The sequence below is a fragment of the Erythrobacter epiphyticus genome (assembly GCF_034653295.1).
In the GTDB taxonomy this organism is placed as follows: domain Bacteria; phylum Pseudomonadota; class Alphaproteobacteria; order Sphingomonadales; family Sphingomonadaceae; genus Erythrobacter.
On sequence record NZ_JAYEEU010000012.1, the window covers coordinates 1 to 726 of the forward strand.

The window sequence follows — 726 nt, forward strand, 5'->3', positions numbered from 1 at the left end:
GTTGGCGCTGGTGGTGCCCTTGCGGAAGGTCACCGAGGGCACGACCGTGGCGATATTCTCAAGCGAGAACACCCCGGCCTGCTCCAGACGCTCCGACGACACCACCGAAATGGCGATCGGCACATCCTGCACATTTTCCTTCACTTTCTGTGAAGTCACAATGATTTCGCCGAGTCCTTCGTCCTGAGCGAACGCGGGCGCGGCATGGGCAAGCGCCAGAACGCTGACCGATGCGGCAAGTGATTGGAACGCAATTTTGGTGCTGGCAGGCATGTTGGTTTTCTCCCTCCCCTGTGTGTGTCGACTGTTGGGATGATGACGGGATCATCGCTCGTGCGGTCGATCTTGTGGGCCGACGGTTGCGCTTTCTGTCTCGTTATGTCAAGCGGTGTCATAAGAGGACACAAAGGGGGACCCGGCAAAAGTGGGCCTGCAACTGGCAGCACGTGACGACGGATTCGACCTGCTGATAGGCGGGCGCACCGTGCAGCGCTCCGGCATAGGTCCAGAAGCGCGACAAATGCGTGGGTTCGCGCCGGTCCTGCCGCAGCAGCGCCATCGGATCTGCCAGATCGGCGTAGAGCAGGCGGTGGTGGCGCACCATCGCCTGCACCCCGGGATTGGCGGCAATCACCGCGCCCTGTTCGCCCAGCATCCAGCCATCAGGCCGGGCTTCTTCCGAGAGCATCAGCGCCCGTCCGGCGCGCAGCAGGCATGCCGCTGCCT

Annotated in this window: 2 pseudogenes; both read right to left on the reverse strand. The window is 62.7% G+C overall.

Annotated elements, in window-relative coordinates:
- Nucleotides 1–273 (reverse strand): annotated as a pseudogene (locus SOQ14_RS14140) (TonB-dependent receptor); the annotation flags it as partial.
- 118 nt (nucleotides 274–391) lie between these two features.
- Nucleotides 392–726: pseudogene (locus SOQ14_RS14145) on the reverse strand (hypothetical protein); the annotation flags it as partial.